This window comes from Caballeronia sp. M23-90, assembly GCF_053574605.1.
The window spans coordinates 1-19,065 of sequence record NZ_JBSIPA010000027.1; the positions used below are offsets into that span (position 1 = coordinate 1).

General features: G+C 59.9%; 16 protein-coding genes and 1 pseudogene. 12 read left to right on the forward strand and 5 right to left on the reverse strand.

The genetic code is table 11. From position 1 onward, the window contains the following. From ACRXB1_RS05005 to ACRXB1_RS05020, 4 genes are all read left to right on the forward strand, one after another. Positions 1-396, forward strand: a 396-nt coding sequence (locus tag ACRXB1_RS05005; protein ID WP_449491321.1) for an RraA family protein, incomplete at its 5' end; no start/stop codon positions are given. After that, complete coding sequence (locus ACRXB1_RS05010) at positions 396-1,727, forward strand: MFS transporter (protein ID WP_449491339.1); 1,332 nt, start codon at positions 396-398, stop codon at positions 1,725-1,727. The genes ACRXB1_RS05005 and ACRXB1_RS05010, both read left to right, overlap by 1 nt. Before the next feature lie 64 nt (positions 1,728-1,791). After that, complete coding sequence (locus tag ACRXB1_RS05015) at positions 1,792-2,859, forward strand: LacI family DNA-binding transcriptional regulator (RefSeq protein WP_449491322.1); 1,068 nt, start codon at positions 1,792-1,794, stop codon at positions 2,857-2,859. A gap of 341 nt (positions 2,860-3,200) precedes the next feature. After that, on the forward strand, positions 3,201-3,533 hold the full coding sequence (locus ACRXB1_RS05020; RefSeq protein ID WP_449491323.1) for a DUF4148 domain-containing protein: 333 nt from the start codon (positions 3,201-3,203) through the stop codon (positions 3,531-3,533). A gap of 64 nt (positions 3,534-3,597) precedes the next feature. Here ACRXB1_RS05020 and ACRXB1_RS05025 read toward each other — a convergent pair whose 3' ends face one another. The 3 genes from ACRXB1_RS05025 to ACRXB1_RS05035 are packed head-to-tail and all read right to left on the reverse strand — an operon-like array spanning position 3,598 to position 6,430. Further along, positions 3,598-4,797, reverse strand: a complete 1,200-nt coding sequence (locus ACRXB1_RS05025) for a DUF2235 domain-containing protein (RefSeq protein ID WP_062001461.1) — start codon at positions 4,795-4,797, stop codon at positions 3,598-3,600. Between the two features lie 36 nt (positions 4,798-4,833). Next, positions 4,834-5,868: a hypothetical protein gene (locus ACRXB1_RS05030; RefSeq protein WP_449491324.1), complete on the reverse strand. Its 1,035-nt coding sequence runs from the start codon at positions 5,866-5,868 to the stop codon at positions 4,834-4,836. 13 nt (positions 5,869-5,881) lie between these two features. Beyond that, a complete protein-coding gene (locus ACRXB1_RS05035) occupies positions 5,882-6,430 on the reverse strand; it encodes a lysozyme (protein WP_449491325.1) in 549 nt (182 codons plus the stop codon). 210 nt (positions 6,431-6,640) lie between these two features. Here ACRXB1_RS05035 and ACRXB1_RS05040 point away from each other — a divergent pair, with 210 nt between their 5' ends. The 6 genes from ACRXB1_RS05040 to ACRXB1_RS05065 all read left to right on the forward strand — a co-directional run bounded on the left by ACRXB1_RS05040 (position 6,641) and on the right by ACRXB1_RS05065 (position 15,423). After that, positions 6,641-8,005, forward strand: a complete 1,365-nt coding sequence (locus tag ACRXB1_RS05040; RefSeq protein ID WP_174362809.1) for a hypothetical protein — start codon at positions 6,641-6,643, stop codon at positions 8,003-8,005. 201 nt (positions 8,006-8,206) lie between these two features. Continuing rightward, positions 8,207-9,727 (forward strand): aldehyde dehydrogenase, encoded by a 1,521-nt coding sequence (adh, locus tag ACRXB1_RS05045; protein ID WP_075358067.1) that lies wholly within the window; start codon positions 8,207-8,209, stop codon positions 9,725-9,727. A gap of 77 nt (positions 9,728-9,804) precedes the next feature. After that, positions 9,805-10,197 carry a DUF779 domain-containing protein gene (locus ACRXB1_RS05050; protein ID WP_449491326.1) on the forward strand — a complete coding sequence of 131 codons (393 nt, stop codon included), beginning with the start codon at positions 9,805-9,807 and terminating at the stop codon, positions 10,195-10,197. A 164-nt stretch (positions 10,198-10,361) separates the two neighbouring features. Further along, on the forward strand, positions 10,362-12,251 hold the full coding sequence (locus tag ACRXB1_RS05055) for a sigma-54-dependent Fis family transcriptional regulator (RefSeq protein WP_449491340.1): 1,890 nt from the start codon (positions 10,362-10,364) through the stop codon (positions 12,249-12,251). 142 nt (positions 12,252-12,393) lie between these two features. Further along, positions 12,394-13,536, forward strand: a complete 1,143-nt coding sequence (locus ACRXB1_RS05060; RefSeq protein WP_449491327.1) for a GAF domain-containing protein — start codon at positions 12,394-12,396, stop codon at positions 13,534-13,536. Positions 13,537-13,620: 84 nt separating this feature from the next. Further along, complete coding sequence (locus ACRXB1_RS05065; RefSeq protein ID WP_449491328.1) at positions 13,621-15,423, forward strand: NAD(P)/FAD-dependent oxidoreductase; 1,803 nt, start codon at positions 13,621-13,623, stop codon at positions 15,421-15,423. 50 nt (positions 15,424-15,473) lie between these two features. Here ACRXB1_RS05065 and ACRXB1_RS05070 read toward each other — a convergent pair whose 3' ends face one another. Both ACRXB1_RS05070 and ACRXB1_RS05075 read right to left on the reverse strand, forming a co-directional pair. Continuing rightward, entirely contained in the window at positions 15,474-15,935 is a 462-nt protein-coding gene (locus ACRXB1_RS05070; protein ID WP_449491329.1) for an N-acetyltransferase family protein, read from the reverse strand. Next, on the reverse strand, positions 15,932-16,645 hold the full coding sequence (locus ACRXB1_RS05075) for a GNAT family N-acetyltransferase (protein WP_449491330.1): 714 nt from the start codon (positions 16,643-16,645) through the stop codon (positions 15,932-15,934). Before ACRXB1_RS05075 ends, ACRXB1_RS05070 begins: the two co-directional genes overlap by 4 nt. A 148-nt stretch (positions 16,646-16,793) precedes the next feature. On the opposite strand from ACRXB1_RS05075, the gene pdxR reads away from it, so the two are divergent. Beyond that, entirely contained in the window at positions 16,794-18,257 is a 1,464-nt protein-coding gene (gene pdxR, locus ACRXB1_RS05080; RefSeq protein WP_449491331.1) for a MocR-like pyridoxine biosynthesis transcription factor PdxR, read from the forward strand. Between the two features lie 43 nt (positions 18,258-18,300). Beyond that, positions 18,301-19,008: pseudogene (gene mnmD, locus ACRXB1_RS05085) on the forward strand (tRNA (5-methylaminomethyl-2-thiouridine)(34)-methyltransferase MnmD); the annotation flags it as partial. Between the last annotated feature and the right edge of the window lie 57 nt (positions 19,009-19,065).

The following is a 19,065-nucleotide window of genomic DNA, read 5'->3' on the forward strand; positions in this document are numbered from 1 at the left end:
CCGGGAGACATCGTGGTCGCGGATGTGGATGGCGTCGTGATCGTGCCGCACGAAATGGCGGAAGACGTCGCACGCGACGCAACCGAACAGGAGCAACTGGAAATTTTTATCTCGCAGCGAATCGATGTGGCCAGGCATCACGCGGTCGATATGAACGTGCCGATCGCGTGCGGCGGCGTGGCGGTTTATCCGGGAGACATCGTGGTCGCGGATGTGGATGGCGTCGTGATCGTGCCGCACGAAATGGCGGAAGACGTCGCACGCGACGCAACCGAACAGGAGCAACTGGAAATTTTTATCTCGCAGCGAATCGATGAGGGCAGGCCCTTGCGCGGCACGTATCCGCCGAACGAAGAAACGCTTGCTGCCTACGCACAATGGCGTGCGCAAAAATGATGGATACCGCCCAGCCCTCTATTGATGAAACGCCGCTGATCAACCGTATCGCACTCAGGCTGATGCCGCTCCTGGGTTTGCTCTACCTCATTGCGTATATCGACCGGTCGAATATCAGCTTCGCCAAGTTGCAGATGCTCGGCAGTCTCGGCTTGAGCGAAGTGGCGTACGGGCTGGGTGCATCGCTGTTTTTTATCGGCTATCTGATTTTCGAAGTGCCAAGCAATTTGCTGCTGCACAAGTTCGGCGCGCCGCGATGGATCGCGCGCATCATGCTGACGTGGGGCATCGTGACCGTGCTGCTCGCGTTCACGAAGAACGCGACTTCGTTCTATGTGCTGCGTTTCCTGCTGGGCGCTTCGGAAGCGGGGCTTTATCCGGGCGTGATTTATTACCTGACGCTATGGTTTCCATCGCGGCATCGCGTGCGGATGTTGGGTTACTTCACGATCGGCAGCAGCCTCGGCAACATGGTGGGTGCGCCAATCTGCGGCTGGCTGCTCGACAAGGGCGGCTTGCTCGGTCTGCAAGGCTGGCAGTTGGTGTTCATCATCACCGGCATTCCATCGATCCTGCTTACTGCGGTCGTATTGCTGTACCTGCCCGAGTCTCCGCTCAAAGCGAAATTCATTACCGATGCCGAAAAGAAATGGCTCGCCGGTACGCTCGAGAAAGAACGCGCACTTGCCGCGCAATCGGAGTCCGGAAAGAGCAGTTTCCTGAGCGTCGTGACGGAACCGCGCGTGATCGGCATGGCGTTGTACTACATGATGCTTTCGATGTCCGTCTACGGCGTGAGCTACTGGCTGCCAACGCTCGTCAAAGGCTTTGGCGTGAGCAACACGGTCAACGGCCTGATCAACATCATTCCGTGGCTGCTCGCAACGCTCGTGCTGATATGGCTGCCGTCGAAACTGCGTGCGGCGAACCGCACGATGGCCGCCATGTTGTGCGCAGCGGTGCTCGGCGTGATCTTTTTTCTCGGCAGCGTCTTCCTGCCGACCAACACGCTGCGCTTCATTGCGTTGAGTCTCGGCGCGCCCTGCATGTATTTGCTGCTGCCGTGCTTCTGGACGCTGCCGCCCAAGTTCCTGACCGGCGCGCGTGCAGCAGCGGGCATCGCGGCGATCAATTCGCTGGGGAACGTGGGTGGTTTCATTGCGCAGAATCTCGTGCCCTGGGTCAGGCAGGCGAGCGGCAGCACCAAGGCGCCCATGCTGATTCCAGCAGCGTGTCTCTTCACATTCGGTATCGTCACGTTGATCCTGATGCGGCGTGAGCGTCATGCCCAGGGGGATGTCGCCCGCGAGCGGCGCGTGGAAGCGGCTTGAGTTGCCTGGCACCGGCTGCCAACTACAATAGCGGCGTCGAACCTTTCCACGCTCCAAGCGAATCATGCCGAACGACAAGCCCGCCGCGTTTTCCATCGATGGTCCAGCCAGCGGCGTCACGCGCGTGAAACGAACGCGCGGCGGCCCGAAGGGCTTGCGGATCACCGACGTCGCCACGGCCGCAGGCGTCTCCCCCATCACGGTTTCGCGCGTATTCAACAGTCCCGAAACCGTCGCGCCCGAAACGCTCGAGCGCGTGCGGCGGGTCGTCCAGAAGCTTGGCTATGTGCCGAACCGGCTGGCAGGCGGATTGTCTTCGTCGAAGTCACGGTTGATCGCGGCCATTGTGCCGACCATCGCGCATTCGTTGTTCTCCGAAACCATTCAGGTCTTCAGCGAAACGATGTCGAAGGCCGGGTATCAGGTGCTGCTCGCGCTCAGCGGCTACAGCGACACGAGCGAAGAAACCCTGCTCGACGCGGTGCTGAGCCGGCGCCCCGAAGGTGTGCTGCTGACCGGCGTCGCGCATACGGATTCGTTGCGTGAGCGGCTGCGCAACGTCGGTATTCCGATTGTCGAAACGTGGGACATGACGGACACGCCTATCGATATGCTCGTGGGTTTTTCGCATTATCAAGTGGGCGTCGCGGTGGCTGAGCGCTTCATTGCGCGGGGCGTGCGTTATCCGGGGCTCGTTTCCGCCAACGATGACCGCGCGATCGCGCGCATCACCGGCTTTCGAGCGCGTTTCGCCCATGAAGGAATCTGCAACATTGCCGACGTGATCGTGTCGCCGCCGAGTTCGGTATTGGTGGGCAAAGCCGCGCTGCCGGAATTGCTCGCCCGCATGCCGCAACTGGACGCCGTGTTTTGCGGCTCGGATCTGCTTGCCATCGGCGTGCTTGGCGAAGCGAAACGGCGCGGTATCGACGTGCCGTCGCAGTTGTCCATCTGCGGATTCGGCGACCTTGAATTTGCATCGGAAACAAGCCCCACGCTTACCACTGTGCGCGTGGACGGCACGCATATCGGCCTCAACGCAGCGCAGTGTCTGCTCGCACGCCTGAGAGGCGAGCAGCATGCGAGCATCAGCGACGTAGGCTTTCACATCGTCGAGCGCGAGACGGTCTGAAGTCAAACGCATCCCTCCTTCCGACGGGCTCCTTCAGCCCCTTCTCATGCATGGTTTCGGCAAGTCCGTTTGCCGACGACACTACATTCATCGATCGATAACAATCACTCCCGGATCAACCGGGCCGATCGATGTGGTGGGCTTGATTGATCGAAGCACGTAGTAAGAGATTACGACAAGAAGGGTGCACGGTTGAGCTGGGCCATGCCTGAGTCGGCGTTACATGGCATATAAGAAACTTACTAATCGTGTGTAACACCGGCGATTAAATTTTTATCACACCGGGGAAATACCCTGCGGATCTGGCTCTCAGTCGCAGGACACAACTTCTGGAGGTAATTATGAAATCGTCGATCTATGCGGTCCTTGTTCTCTCGGTTCTGGCCGCGCCGATCACCTCATTTGCTCAGCAGGGAAACGGGCCGATCACCCGTGAGCAAGTGAATAATGAACTCGTGCAGCTTCGCGAAGCCGGATACACCGGCAGCGCCAGCGACACGACTTACCCTGCTGAACTGCAAGCCGCGCTCGCCCGCGTGGCCGAAAAGAACCAGGCGCAGGCGCAGATGCAGATGCCGCAAAACAGCGAGTACGGGACGTCGTCCAGCGGTTCATCGCAGGCGGGACGCCCACAAGCCGCGGTCGATACACAAGCGGTCTACAAGGGACAGTAAGGTAGTGCGTGGGGCATCGGGCGGCTTGTCATGCCCGATGCCCCACAACGTGTTCGCCTCGTCGTCAGATCCATGTCTTGACGGTCGGGAAATAGTTCGCAAGTGTCGAAGGAACATAAGGACCAGGGGTGCCTGCCGGGTCTCCAAGCACTGATGTTCCTGCAAGACGATCACGAATCGAGTGATAGGCGCAAAGCGGAAGGAACTTCGAGAAATCGCGCGGTCCATGCGGAAGATCGACGAACACGCCGCTCGCCCACGGCCGATGCGCTACCCCAAGGGCGCTTGGCGACATCGGCAGGTAAGGATTCTGGAAGATGATGCCGTTGTCGATCTCGGCCAGACTGCTTGTCATCCATGCGAGCGCACAATCGGACAAACCACTTTCGTTGTCCGTAGAAGGGTAACCTCCGCCGACATCCGAATGCGCGCCGGGAAAAAGCACTTGCGTGACGTTCGCGCGTTCGTCCCACAGCGTCGGCGTAAAGTCGCCGCGCTCTTCGTCCAGGCTGATCGCATGAAAACCGTACTGCACGGCGGGGCTCAAGGATGTATCGGCAAAGCGGAAAACGTCCACGCGTGCATCGTTGGATTCCACATAGAGCGGAATGCCCATGGCGCCGACCGTATCCCACACTCCGATTGCCTGGATTTTTACGTTTGGAACGAGATCCTTGGGATCGATGGGCGGATTCAGTGTCAGGAAGCTCGTTACATCCCTGAACAATGAAACAATGGAAGTGTTCCACGTCTTCGATATGGCCGTCACCCGGTTCGAACGATGCGCGCGCCATGCAGCAACCCCGTTGCGATAACCGACTATCGGGTCGGCCAGATCGAGCGTCTTTGCATTGAGCAAACCCTGATCGACGATCAGTCCGCCAAGCGCGCGGGCGGTGTAGGACCCGCGACTGAAGCCGATGATGAAGATGCGGTCGCCCTCTTCGTAATTGCGCGAGATGAACGTGTAACCGCGGACGATCCGCGCGATCAATCCCCACCCGAAAACGCCGCCGAGCATCTTGATGATGGCGTTGTCCGAGTCGCCCACGCCGTGCAGATACTTGGCCACTTGCAGGCATGTCCCATCCGCAGTCAGCGACGATTCTTGTTCGGTTGCATAGACCACGGCGCCCGAATGCGGATCGCTGGCAAGGTTCAGGAACAGCTTCCATACGTTGGTGGTCTTGGGCGTGTCGTCATCTTCGCCGGAGTTGGGGCCGTTCCAGGTGCCGTCGGCACAGAACACAATATTCTTTGGCATGACTCTCCTTTTTGTTGGATTGAGCGTTGCGGCGAATCAGGGGTGAGCGTCCCCCGTGGAATACCCCGACTTGAACGCTTCGCCCGCCATGTCTTCCGATGTTGCCGCGCCATCGGTCTTCGGCTGCGCTTCGGTCGTCTTGAAGCCAATGTAGGTTGCACCGCTGATACCCAGCAGCAAGAGCGTGTCGATATCGAACCGGGGCATCGTGCAGGTGGTAAAGACCTGATTGAGGAACATCAGGCCGACCACGATCGTAAAGATGAGCATCTGCACCCGGTGGACGGCGACGCCGCTTTCGTCGCTTGTGAGGTCCTTGAAAAAATGCGGTGTCGTCGGTGGGAATTGCGTGCGCCTCGACAGGTCCACCCCGCGCGCCGTGACACCGAGGACGCTGTAGAAACCCATCAGGACGAGCGGTTGCGCGGATAGCGGCGGCACCCCGCCGAGCGCGAGCCATTCGAACACATAAGACACCACGATAATCGCTGTCCACCAAGCCATCTGCGTGCGCGCGAGGCTGAACGTGCGGTCCTGAAAGGGAACGGTGGTCTCGGCGCCCACGTCCCGCAGCATGGCCGTTTTCGCCCCGAGACAGACAATGAGCGCCACCGTCGCGATGGCTATGACGACGGCTACCGCAATACGCCACGCGCGCGACCAAGTGAACAGAAGCGTGGCACCCGGGCCGGCGACCGACTTGCCGTCGGCGCCGGCGACGCTTGCCGAGAGCTCGCGCGCAAGCGCGGAACCGTTGCCTTGCCACGGAAAGCCGGTCATCCGATGCCAAGCCGCCGCGTTCTCCGGCGGCACCGCACCGCTTGTCCCGTCCAGCAGGAACGATACGGCGTGCGGGTCGCCCCCGCAACCTTGCGCCGGGATGCCGGTGTTGTTGCCATCGAGGATCAGCGTGTATTGCCGGACAACGGACTGCGCCGGGCAGTCCGCTGTTATCGGAACGCGGATGACGTCTCCCAGTGAGCCTTGTATGACTTCAGGCTCGGCGTGCGAGGCGGTGCAGAGCAGCAGCGACGCGAGCAATGTCAGCGCAGCGCGGCAAAATAATTTCATATGCCCTCCGGCATCAGTTTGCGTGCTCGGCAACGGCATTAAGCGGCAACGAAACCCGCTCGAGGAACAGGCTGCGCTCCGCATTCCTGCGTTTTAGCAGGCCCGGCAACGCCTGCCCGTTTGCGTGACACCAGCGAAGAAACTGGTCAGCGGCGCCCGTGAAATTTCCGGCGTTGAGCAGGGTCAGCAGCGTGGACGAGCGCAGATTCGCAATGCCGAGGTTGAACGCGAAGCTGGTCAGCGCGCCGTACTGGTTGTCATTGAGCGCAATGGTCACCAATGCCAGCACGCCGGCCCCCGCCTGCATGAGATCGCCTTGTAGCAGCGTTTCTGCTTGCGCGACAGTAATGCCCGCGGGGTACAGCGCCTTGACCTGGGCGAGCGAGGCGTTGCCGCGCAGGAAGTGGCCTCCGCTTGAGATGGCGTGTCCCCAGCCAATGGTCCAGATACCTACCGGATCGAGATAAGGTCGGATGGTCCCCGTGCCATCGCCGAATCCCGGGATGCCTTCATATTGCTTCACCAAGTTGACCGCGGCATTGCATACGGGACGAGGGGTCATGACGTTCTCCTTGGACGCTTGCCAAATGGCTTTGCGCGGGGCATGCAGGCGCCTTGACGCGCCATACGAAGAACGAACGAGTGAACTTGTTTTGGAAACGAACCTGCGTGCGCCGGACCACACAACGTGCCGCATTCAGAGCCCGCATTTTTAAATAGCAGACCGTTTAAATCGTCTTCTGGATGCACCTTAAAACAATCGAGGTAATCGATGGCGCCATCGGACCAGAACAACCATCACCATCCCGGCACATTCGACGAACTCATCTTCCGCCGCGAACTGAACGAAGTGCATCTGCTGCTCGACTTCATATCGGGCCGCCCGAACGCGCACATTTGGGACCTCGACGGCAAGGTTCCACTACCACCCTCGGGCGCCAGGAGCGCCACGGACGTCGCGCCCCCAACGGAAGAGAAACCCGCCTGTTGCGGAAAGCATGACACCACGCTCGATGCGTTCGAAACGATCAAGTGGGTGTGCAAGCTGCGCTATCCGCCGACACCGCCTTCAACCGACAAGGCTTACGACGCCACCTTGCTGTTTTACGTGAAAGACCGGTTGAACAGTCTTGCGTATCCGGCGACGGGGTTGAGCATCGCCTACACCTATATCTTCGTTGAAGAGCAACGCCCCATTCAGGGTGCGCACGATCCCGACCGGGAAGCGCAGACCCGTGCGTCGGTGGCGCGCGAGGCTTATCCGGGGCTAATCGGCAGCGCACGCCGGTTCCGATGGATCCACAAGTCCAACACGGTCATTGGCGTATGCGTGACGATCTTCGCCGCCGTGCTCTTATGGCTTGTCACGTACGGCGTGCAGATCACCGCGCGTTTCGAAACAGACGGAAGGGCTGCAACCGATATCACGCAGAAAATCTATGCAGAAGTCGACAAGGAAAACGCGGCCAGCCCCGCCGATCAGAGAGTCATCGCGAACAGGAAGACCGTGCCCGAGCGATGTGATGCGTCGAGCATCGAAGACCAGACGAATACGGTCCGCCTGCTATGCAACGAGTGGTCGTATATGCAGGCGCGCTACGACATGTCGATCGCCGACGCGGCGACTTTCGCCAACAGCTTTCCTTCCAAGGTCCTCATGTGGATGTTTCCGACCGCGTTCGGACGGGGCGAATGGACGACCGGAACACGCACGGGCGCGTTGCGCGGCGAACAACCCAAGGCGCCGCAGGAGGCCATCCAGTCGATCACGCTAGTATTGTCCGCGTACGCGAGTTATGTCCTTCCAATCCTCTTTGCTTTGGTCGGCACCATTGCTTCGCTGCTGCGCGATATTGGCAACAAGATCACCGGTAACCTCCTTGCCCCAAGGGACGAAACGCTTGCGTTGATGCGCGTACCGTTGGGTTTGATGGCGGGCGTTGCGGTCGGGTTGTTCTTCAGTCCGTCATCGGTCGCGACGCAGGTGAGCGCGGGTGCGGGCGTGTTGACGCTGACCGCATCGGGCCTCGCGTTCCTTGCCGGCTACGCCGCCGATGGTTTCTTCCGTATGCTCGACACGCTGACAAGCCGCGTCTTTAATGTGAGCAATCACGACAGACGAGGGCCATCGAACTAACTTTTATAAATGTGTTCTGTTGAATGACAGTGCGCCGGCGCAGGTGTTCCGAAACGGAGCAATGGAACTATGCCGGATTTGCACTCGCTCTTTGCCGGTCGGGCATGCGGAAGTTGGCACGCATCTCGCGTGCAGTTTCCCACCGGTCACGGGAATGTTCGCCGTGACGGTCACACTCACCGACATGCGAGGAGCACGCACATGAATCACGCTGAGATGCAGTTCCTGAACACCGACTTCCCGTACAAAAAGCAGTATGGCAACTTCATCGGTGGACAATGGGTCAAGCCCGTAGGCGGTGAATACTTCGACAACATCTCGCCGATTACAGGCGAAGCGTTCACGTCCATTCCGCGCTCTCGCGAAGCCGACATCGAACTCGCGCTTGATGCAGCGCACAAGGCGAAGACTGCGTGGGGCAAGACTTCGCCCACCGAGCGCGCGAACATCCTGAACAAGATCGCCGACCGGATGGAAGCGAACCTGACGCGCATCGCGGTGGCCGAAACAATCGACAACGGCAAGCCGCTACGCGAAACCATGGCCGCGGATATCCCGCTTGCAATCGATCACTTCCGCTATTTCGCCGGCGCCGTGCGTGCGCAGGAAGGCTCGATTTCTCAAATCGATAACGACACGGTTGCCTATCATTTCCACGAGCCGCTAGGCGTGGTCGGGCAAATCATTCCGTGGAATTTCCCGATCCTGATGGCGGTATGGAAGCTTGCGCCCGCGCTCGCCGCCGGCAATTGCGTGGTCCTGAAACCGGCGGAACAAACGCCGGCATCGATCCTCGTGTTCCTCGAACTGATCGAAGACTTGCTGCCGGCCGGCGTGCTGAACGTGGTCAACGGCTTCGGGCTCGAAGCGGGCAAGCCGCTGGCATCGAACAAACGCATTTCGAAAATCGCATTCACCGGCGAAACCACGACCGGCCGCCTGATCATGCAGTACGCGAGCCAGAACCTGATTCCAGTGACGCTCGAACTCGGTGGCAAGAGCCCGAACATCTTCTTCGCCGACGTGATGAACGCGGACGACAGCTTCTTCGACAAGGCGCTCGAAGGCTTCGCCATGTTCGCGCTGAATCAGGGCGAGGTGTGTACGTGTCCGTCGCGGGTGCTGATTGAAGAGAGCATCTACGACAAGTTCATCGAACGTGCGCTCAAGCGTGTGGCCGCGATCAGCCAGGGCCATCCGCTCAATGCCAGCACGATGATCGGCGCGCAAGCGTCGCAAGAACAACTGGAAAAGATTCTGTCGTACATTGATCTGGGCAAGCAGGAAGGCGCGGAATGCCTGATCGGCGGCGAGCGCAATACGCTCGATGGCGAATTGAAGAACGGTTATTACATCAAGCCGACCGTGTTCAAAGGTCACAACAAGATGCGCATTTTCCAGGAGGAAATCTTCGGACCGGTGGTGTCGGTCACGACTTTCAAGGATGAAGCGCAAGCGCTCGAAATCGCCAACGACACACTCTATGGTCTGGGTGCCGGCGTGTGGACGCGCGATGGTACGCGGGCTTACCGATTCGGCCGTGACATCCAGGCCGGCCGCGTATGGACGAATTGCTATCACGCATATCCGGCGCATGCGGCGTTCGGTGGTTACAAGCAATCTGGCATTGGCCGGGAAAATCACAAGATGATGCTCGACCACTATCAGCAGACGAAAAACCTGCTGGTAAGTTACAGCGACAAACCGCTCGGCTTCTTCTAAAGCGGGTAGTCTGAATGGCGGGCCGCACATGCAAACGCAATGCGGCCCGCTCCCCGACACTTTAAGTGGAAACCCTGATGAGCCAAGACGAAGTTTCGCGCGTGACAGTCACGCCCGCGGCAATCGAGTTGATCGAAAAGCTGAAGGCGGAACACGGACAAATACTGTTTCACCAATCTGGCGGATGTTGTGACGGAAGCGCGCCCATGTGCTTTCCGGTTGCTGAATTCATGGTCGGTTCGTCCGACGTCAAACTTGGCGAGATTGCCGGCGTGCCTTTCTACATGAGCGATTCGCAATTCGAATACTGGCAGCATACGCAACTGATCATCGATTGCGTGCCGGGTAACGGCGGCATGTTTTCGCTGGAACGCCCGAGCGGTCTGCGTTTTCTCACCCGTTCGCGCCTATTCGAGGACAAAGAATCTGCATGGCTCGACGAACATCCGGTCGAGCATGTAACAGGTTGAAGCTGAAAAGACGCCGTTTCTAGTGGTACATTGTCTCGATCGACCACGCGACGGCCGGAGCTTAGCATCGACTCCATCCGCGAATGCTGGCGGAGGAGACAATGGTCATGACCCCGGTTTCTCTAGGCCGTGCCGGTACGCTTGCGAGCGATCACGCCGGCCACATGGAAGTACTCGACATCGTCCGGCAATCTCACGAAAGGTCCCGCGGTTACGGGCTCTCGGAGACCATGCGTCCCGATTACAGCGTGCTCGGTGAACCCGACCTGCTGCTCAAGCGCGAACAGAACCGCACGCTGTGCACACACGCGCTGCCGGTCATCGAAACGCTTTACGGGCAAATTGCGAATACGCACAGCATGGTCGTGCTGACCGATTCGCAGGGGCTGATTCTCCATTCCCTCGGCGACGACGATTTCCTTGCGCGCGCGGATCGCGTTGCATTGCGGGCCGGCGCATTGTGGAGCGAACAGCAGCAGGGCACCAACGCAGTGGGCACCACCATCGCCTCCGGCGACGCCACCATGATCCTGGGCGACCAGCATTACCTGCGCGCCAACCAGTTCCTCGCCTGTTCCAGCGTGCCGATACTCGACCCCTTCGGCGAGTTGCTCGGCGTACTCGATGTCTCCGGCGATTGCCGCGGTCACAGCCGTCACACCATGGCGCTCGCCAAGATGTCGGCGCAGATGATCGAAAACCACTTGTTCACCAGTGCATTCCCCGAAGCCATGCGCGTCCATTTTCACGGGCGTCCCGAGTTTATCGGCACGTTGATGGAGGGCATTGCCGCCTTTCGCGCCGATGGACGTTTTCTCTCAGCGAATCGCAGCGCGCAGTTTCAATTCGGTTTGCCACTCGCATCGCTGAAGGCGCATAGCCTGTCGTCGTTGCTCAACGTGTCGTGTGGCGAGTTGATCGATCTGATGCGCACCGGCGTGTCGGCACCGGGCGATCGGCTGCTGTCGTTGCGCCTGCCAAGCGGCGTGAATGTGTTTGCAAGCGTGGACTTCAGGCGATCCACGTCAGTGGCATTCACAACCGACGCCACTGACATCACCGATGTCGCCGCTCGCAAACGCACACCCGAGCCTCAGGCGAAGCTCTCCGGCCTGCGCTACCTGATGACCGGCGACCCGCAGGTCGCCGCGCTGGTCGAGCGCGTGCGCAAGGTTATCGGCAAGAACATTCCGATCCTGATCGGCGGCGAAACAGGGACGGGGAAAGAGGTTCTCGCGAGCGCGGTGCATCGCGATTCGCCGCAAAGCGACGGACCGTTCGTCGCGGTGGATTGTGCGTCCATCCCCGATACGCTGATCGAGTCGGAATTGTTCGGCTACGAGGAGGGCGCGTTCACGGGCGCATCGAAACGCGGCGCATGCGGCAAGATCCTGCAAGCCGACGGCGGCACGCTGTTCCTCGATGAAATCGGCGACATGCCGCTCGCTTTGCAAAGCCGTTTGCTGCGCGTCCTGCAGGAACGCACGGTGACACCGCTGGGCAGTTCGCGCTCGGTGCCGGTCGACTTCGCATTGATTTGCGCAACCAATCGAAACTTGCGCGAGCGCGTGAACAGCGGCGAGTTTCGTGAGGACCTGTATTACCGGATCAACGGCTTGCTGGTGACGTTGCCGCCGCTGCGACTGCGCACGGATCTCGCGGTGACAGTCGAAAAGATCCTCCGGGCAGAACGTCCGGGCGGCCCTGTCATCAGGGTTTCACCGGAGGTGCTTGAAGCATTTACGCAGCATGGGTGGCCGGGCAATTTCCGTCAGTTGGCGAACGTGCTCAGGACCGCCTGCGCGATGCTCGATGACGACGAAACCACTATCCTTCGCGACCATCTCCCGGAAGATTTCTTCGAGCGGGAAGGCGCGGCGTCGCAGCCGCATTCTAAAGAGAGCGGCCGTCTGGATGACCTGGCGCTCTCCGCTGTCTCTGCTGCGCTCGACACCCATGGCGGCAACGTCTCGGCGGCCGCGCGCATGCTGGGGGTGTCGCGCAATACGCTGTACCGGAAGATGGCGGCTCTCGGGGAATTGCGCAGACGTTGAATCATGACGATTGAGACAAACGTCTCATTCTCGATGATGGTGCACTGCGGTGTGATCTCGCGGAACACGCATGTTAAAACATCACCATGCGTTGATGTTCCAGTGAACGTTCGAGCACAGCCGAAGCCGCCGGAGATCCTTCATGCCGTATGTATCGCCGGCCAGACACATCGACCGCGTGCGCAGCGTGATCGAAGGGCGCGTGCTCAATGCCGGCACGGACGCCGATTCGCTCAGGCTGGCGTCATCGTATAGAAGGTCTCTGGAGCAATATCATCTCGATCCCGGCGCGACCGTCGGGCCGCGCATCCTGACCGTATCCGAATTGCGCGATGTTCAGCAGCGCGAGGAAACCGTATTGCGTGCATCGGGGCAATGTCTGTCGCGTCTGCACGAGACCGTTCGCGAAGCCGACTATTGCGTGATGCTGACCGATGCGCACGGCGTGACCATCGATTACCGGGTCGATCGCGACCGGCGTCACGAGTTCAAGCGCGCAGGGTTGTATCTCGGCTCATGCTGGTCCGAACGCGAAGAAGGCACGTGTGGGGTTGCCTCGGTGCTGCTGGATGCCGAAGCGATCACCGTCCACAAGACCGATCACTTTCGCGCGGCGTTCACCACTCTTACGTGCAGCGCGTCGCCTATCTTTGGCGTGCAGGGCGAATTGATCGGCGTGCTGGATGCCTCGGCCGTGCGTTCGCCGGAAGAGCGCGAGAGCCAGCGGCTCGTGAACCATATCGTGCGCCAAAGCGCGTTGCTGATCGAAGACGGTTTTTTCCTCAACGCAACCACGCAATGCTGGGTGTTGCTCGCGCATCGAAACCGCCATTACGTCGAGGCGCAGCCGGAAATTCTTATCGCGTTCGATGCACGCGGTTTCGCAATCGCCGCTAACCGGCGCGCGAAGGAGTGCGTGCCGGGACTGAATCACATGCCGTGTCACGTCTCTGAACTCTTCGATATCCGCGCAGAACGTCTGCTCGATGCAAGACCGGGACGCGACCTCATTTCATTCAGATTGATCGGCTCCGGCGCGCCCTTGCATGCGCGCGTGAGGCCACCCATTGCGCGCGCAGCGAGAAACACGCCGAAGCTGCAGACCAAGGAAGCGCCGCAGCCTTCGTTGTCGGAGGATGAAGCGGTCGAGCGCACCCGCATCATTGCTGCGATGACCGACGCCAAGTGGCGCCCGGTTCTCGCGGCGCAAACTCTAGGCATTTCACGGGCGACGCTTTACAGACGTATCGCGAAGCTGGGAATTCTGGCGCCTCACCGGCGTTAGCGTAAGCGGCATCTTTTCCAGCGGGCAAAGAACCCGCGTGACTTAACCGATGTTTAGTGATCCGTATCTCATGGAGGAGCGACCATGCCTGAAAGCAATCCGAACCAGACGATCTCCCAGTTGCTGGAGTCGTTCGAAGCCGCATTGAGAAGCGGCGATTCCACAGCCGCCGCCGCGCTGTTCCAGCCTGAGGGCTACTGGCGCGATCTCGTTGCGTTCACCTGGAACATCAAGACAATGGAGGGCCGCGAGCAGATCGCAGCCATGCTCGATTCACAACTGAATGCGGTCAAGCCCTCGAAGCTCCGGATTGCGGAAAACGAAACGGCGACCGAATCCGATGGCGTGACGCAATCTTGGATCACGTTCGAGACAGGCGTCGCGCGGGGAACGGGCTTCATCCGCGTGAAGGACGGACTGATCTGGACGCTGCTCACCACGATGACCGAACTCAAGGGTCATGAGGAACCCAAGGGCCAGAGGCGCCCGATGGGCGCCGAGCACGGCGCGCGCACCGACCGCACGAGCTGGACCGAAAAACGCGCGGCGGAACAAGAGACGCTGGGTTACGAGAAGCAGCCGTATTGCCTGATCGTGGGCGGCGGGCAGGGCGGCATTGCGCTCGGCGCGCGGATGCGGCAGCTTGGTGTGCCGACCATCATTGTGGACAAGAACGAGAAACCCGGTGACGCATGGCGTGCCCGCTACAAATCACTGTGCCTGCATGATCCGGTCTGGTACGACCACATGCCGTACCTGCCGTTTCCCGACAACTGGCCGGTGTTTTCGCCGAAGGACAAGGTCGGCGACTGGCTGGAGATGTACACGAAGGTGATGGAGCTGAACTACTGGGGCTCGACGATGTGCAAGTCCGCGCGCTACGACGAGGCCGCAGGCGAGTGGATCGTGGAAGTCGAACGCAACGGCGAGGCGGTGACGCTGCGGCCAAAACAACTCGTGCTTGCTACGGGCATGTCTGGCAAGGCGAACGTGCCCAAGTTCAAGGGCATGGACGTGTTCAAGGGCGAGCAGCATCATTCGTCGCAACATCCCGGGCCTGATGCGTACACGGGGAAGAAGGTGGTTGTGATCGGCGCGAACAATTCTTCGCACGATATCTGCGCGGCGTTGTGGGAAGCCGGCGTTGACGTGACCATGGTGCAGCGTTCGTCCACGCATATAGTGAAGTCCGCTTCGCTGATGGATCTCGCGCTCGGGGATCTCTACTCCGAGCGTGCGGTGGCATCCGGCATGACGACGATGAAAGCCGACCTGACCTTTGCATCGATCCCGTACAAGATCCTGCATGAGTTCCAGATCCCGGTCTACGACGCCATCAAGAAGCGCGATGCCGAATTCTACGACCGCCTGGAAAAGCGCGGTTTCATGCTCGATTTCGGCGACGACGAGTCGGGGCTCTTCATGAAGTATCTGCGGCGCGGATCGGGTTATTACATTGATGTGGGTGCGTCGGACCTGGTCGCGGACGGCAAGATCAAGCTGAAGAGCGGCGTTGATGTGGTCGAGCTGAAAGCGCATTCGGTCGTGCTGAGCGACGGCAGCGAGCTCGAGGCGGATCTCATTGTCTACGCAACCGGCTATGGCTCGATGAACGGCTGGGCCGCGGACCTGATTTCGCGCGAAGTGGCGGACAAGGTCGGCAAGGTGTGGGGATTGGGATCGGCCACGACCAAGGACCCGGGCCCGTGGGAAGGCGAGCAGCGCAACATGTGGAAGCCTACGCAGCAGCATGCGCTGTGGTTCCATGGCGGCAACCTGCATCAGTCGCGGCATTACTCGCAATATTTATCGCTGCAATTGAAGGCGCGGATGGAAGGCATTGAAACGCCGGTCTACGGCTTGCAGGAAGTGCATCACTTGTCTTGATGAAGGTAAGCGCGCAATGCCGGAGGATTCGCATTGCGCGCTTCAACCGTTCAAACCGCTTGCCGATACATCACGAAGCCGGGTTTGTCCGCAACCTTGTCGTAGAGCTTCATTGCCGTGACGTTGGTCTCGTGCGTATGCCAATACACGCGCTCGGAGCCTGCGCTTTTCGCGCTCGCATAGACACCGTTGATCAGCTTGCGGCCCACGCCATGTCCACGCGCATCTTCTGCCGTGAACAAATCCTGCAGATAACAAATGGAACCGAGCAGGGTCGTGCTGCGGTGATAGATGAAATGCACGAGGCCAATCAGCTTGCCGTCGCGTTCGGCGACCAACGCGTGAACGGGTTCGTCGGCATCGAAAAATCGCGTCCATGTCGCGTCCGTGATGTCCTGCGGCAACGCGGTTTCCCGGGCTCGGCCATAGAACGCGTTGTAGCCGTCCCACAGCGGTTTCCATGCGGTGTAATCGGCTTGCTCTATTGGTCGTATGCAGACTGTGTCGGTCATTTAGCGCTCTGCGGCGTTGAAAGGCGTTCGATTTGGGCGCCATCGGCATCGAAATTCTTTGGGTCGAGCCAGCGTTCGTAGCGAGTCTTCAACGCCGGCCATTCCGGGTCGATGATCGAAAACCACGCGGTGTCGCGGCTGCGTCCCTTGTAGGTCGTCGCTTGCCGGAAGATGCCTTCGAACGTGAAGCCGAAGCGCTTGGCCGCAGCGCGCGATGGTTCGTTCAGCGAGTCGCACTTCCATTCGAAGCGCCGATAGCCCAGATCGTCGAAGACATGACGCATCAGCAGGAAAATCGCTTCGGTTGCAATGCGCGTCTTCTTCAGCAACGGCGAGAACGCAATGAATCCGACCTCGATTACACCATTCACCGCGTCGATACGCATCAGCGCGAGCGTACCGAGCGCCTTGCCGCTGCTGGTATCGATAACCGTGAAGTGCAGCGGGTCCGAACTGGATGCGAGTTTTTCCAGATGCGCCTGATAAGCCTCGAGCGTGCTGAATGGCCCTGTCGCGAGATACGTCCAGTCGCGGCCATCGGCAGCCGAGTCGTAAGCCTCGGCCAGATCGTTCAGATGCGCGGCCGGATCGACGGGAACCAGACGGCAATAGCGTCCTTCGAGCGTGACGCGTGACGGCGGCTTTGCGCCTTTCCAGTTCGCGAGCGGTGCGCCAATGGGCTGTGCGAATTCATTTTGGAACGTGCTCAATCGATTCTCCGTCCAGGTTAATGGTTTTGCGATGCGGGTTCGTGTGGTTCCAGCGTCTGGTATAAGAATAAAATGCCGATGGCGCCAATGATAGACCCAATAACTCCGATTTATTTAGAGCCACGCATTTCTGACGATCCACCATTTCATGGACCTCGCTTTACTTTTTTCGTCGTTCTCACACCGACTCAATGGCCGGAAGATCACGCAGCAGCGTTTGCTTTACGAAGCGTTGCGCGATGCCATTCTAGATGGCCTGCTTCCCGCAAGCACGCGCTTGCCTGCCACGCGGGTGCTTGCGAACGAACTTCGCATTGCGCGCAACTCGGCCATGTTCGCCTACGAGCAACTCGCCGAAGAAGGTTTCCTGCACGTCACCCGGCGAGGTTCGGTCGTGGCCTCCGTCAGGGCTCAGACGCAATTGAACCCCGCGGCGAAGAAACCTCAGCCGGCGCAACTTTCGCGACGTATCGATGGATTGAGGCGCGAGCCGCAGACAAGTCCCATTGCGGTATCGTTTCGTCCGGGCTTGCCGGCCCTCGATGAATTCCCGATGGCGCAATGGCGCGCGGCCATCGCCCGCGCATGGCGAAAGCTCGAAGCAACAGACCTGGGTTATGCGAACAGCGCCGGCGCACCCGAGCTCCGGCAGGCGCTGGTCGATTACCTCAAGGTTTCGCGGGGCGTGCGCTGTGATATCGACCAGGTTTTCATCACCGATGGCACGCAGACGAGCCTCGATCTTTGCGCGCGCATCCTGGCGGATGCCGGCGAGCGCGTGTGGGTCGAAGATCCTGGGTACGCCGGTGCGCGTGCGGCGTTCAAGGGGGCGAACTTGTCGCTCGTATCCATACCTGTCGATGCCGATGGCATCGCGCCCACGCCTTTACACTGGACGCAGTCACCGCCCAAACTGATCTACGTGACTCCGTCGCATCAATATCCGCTTGGAAGCGTGCTCAGCATTGAACGTCGCATGAAGATCATCGAGGACGCTCGCGCCCACGGAGCGTGGGTGATCGAGGACGACTACGACAGCGAGTTCCGTCACACCGGCTCACCGTTCGCGGCCATGCAGGGACTCGCCGGCGATACCCCTGTGATCTACCTCGGCACGTTCAGCAAGACGATGTTTCCCGCGCTGCGAATCGGCTTCATGGTCGTGCCGCCCGGGCTATCCCGCGAGTTCGCACGCACGCTCGGTGAAATATCACGGCAAGGCCGCGCCGCCGATCAACTCGCGCTTGCGGACTTCATGCAAAGCGGCGCGTACACGCGGCATTTGCGGCGCATGCGTGGACTGTATTCGCGCAGGCGCGTTGCGCTGCAGGTCGCGCTCGAACAGCACTTCGGAGATTTGCTTACAGTATCGGGCGGAGCAGGCGGCATGCACCTGACGGCTCGACTGAATTCGCCCTTGCGCGATGTGGACGTCTGTCGCGCAGCACGATCCGAAGGGTTATGGGCGGTGCCGGTCAGCGAATTCTGTCTTGCCGATACAAACATCGCAGCGTACAACGGCCTCGTGCTGGGATACGCGAGCGTGCCGCCGACCGAGGCCCATGCCGCCGTCGAAAAACTCGCACGGATCGTAAGATCGATGCTGCCTTGACGTTTATCACCGCGTTCATCACCGCGTTTATTACCGACCATCCATGTCCGAACCGCTGATTCCCGCAACCGTTGCATTCCGCCCGAACGGCTCGCCTTATTCGCCGCTTTATGGCGACATTTATCACAGCGTCGTGGGCAGCATTGCGCAGGCGCAATACGTTTTCTTGCAAGGCAACGGCCTTCCCGAACGATGGCAGGGCTGCCCCGATTTCACCGTGCTGGAAACCGGCTTCGGCATGGGCATCAATTTCCTGACGACGTGGGCTGCATGGCGCGCGGATCCATCGCGCGGCGGCCGTCTGCACTTCGTATCCGTGGAAAAGCATCCGTTCTCCGCCAGTGACCTCCGTCTCACGCACGCAGCCACCATAGACGATGCACCCGTCGCAGCGCTCGCACAAACGCTTGCCGACGCATGGCCCGACCTCACGCCCGGCACGCACACGCTCGCCTTCGATAACGACATCACCCTGACACTTATATTCGACGACGCGGTCACTGTCTTGCCTACGCTGCAATTTCGCGCCGATGCGTTTTATCTCGATGGTTTTGCGCCCGCCAAAAACCCGGAGCTATGGACGCCATCGGTGTTCGAGTCGCTCGGGGCGCTAGCGAACGAAGGCGCAACGTTCTCGACCTACACGAGCGCCGGCGATGTCAAACGCGCGCTGTTGCATGCCGGTTTCCAATACAAGAAGATACCGGGCTTCGGCTGGAAACGCGCAATGCTGGCCGGGAAATATTTACCGCTTTAATCGTCGCCTAAGAACCATAAATTGCCGATTTTCCGGCTATTGCTCTGAATG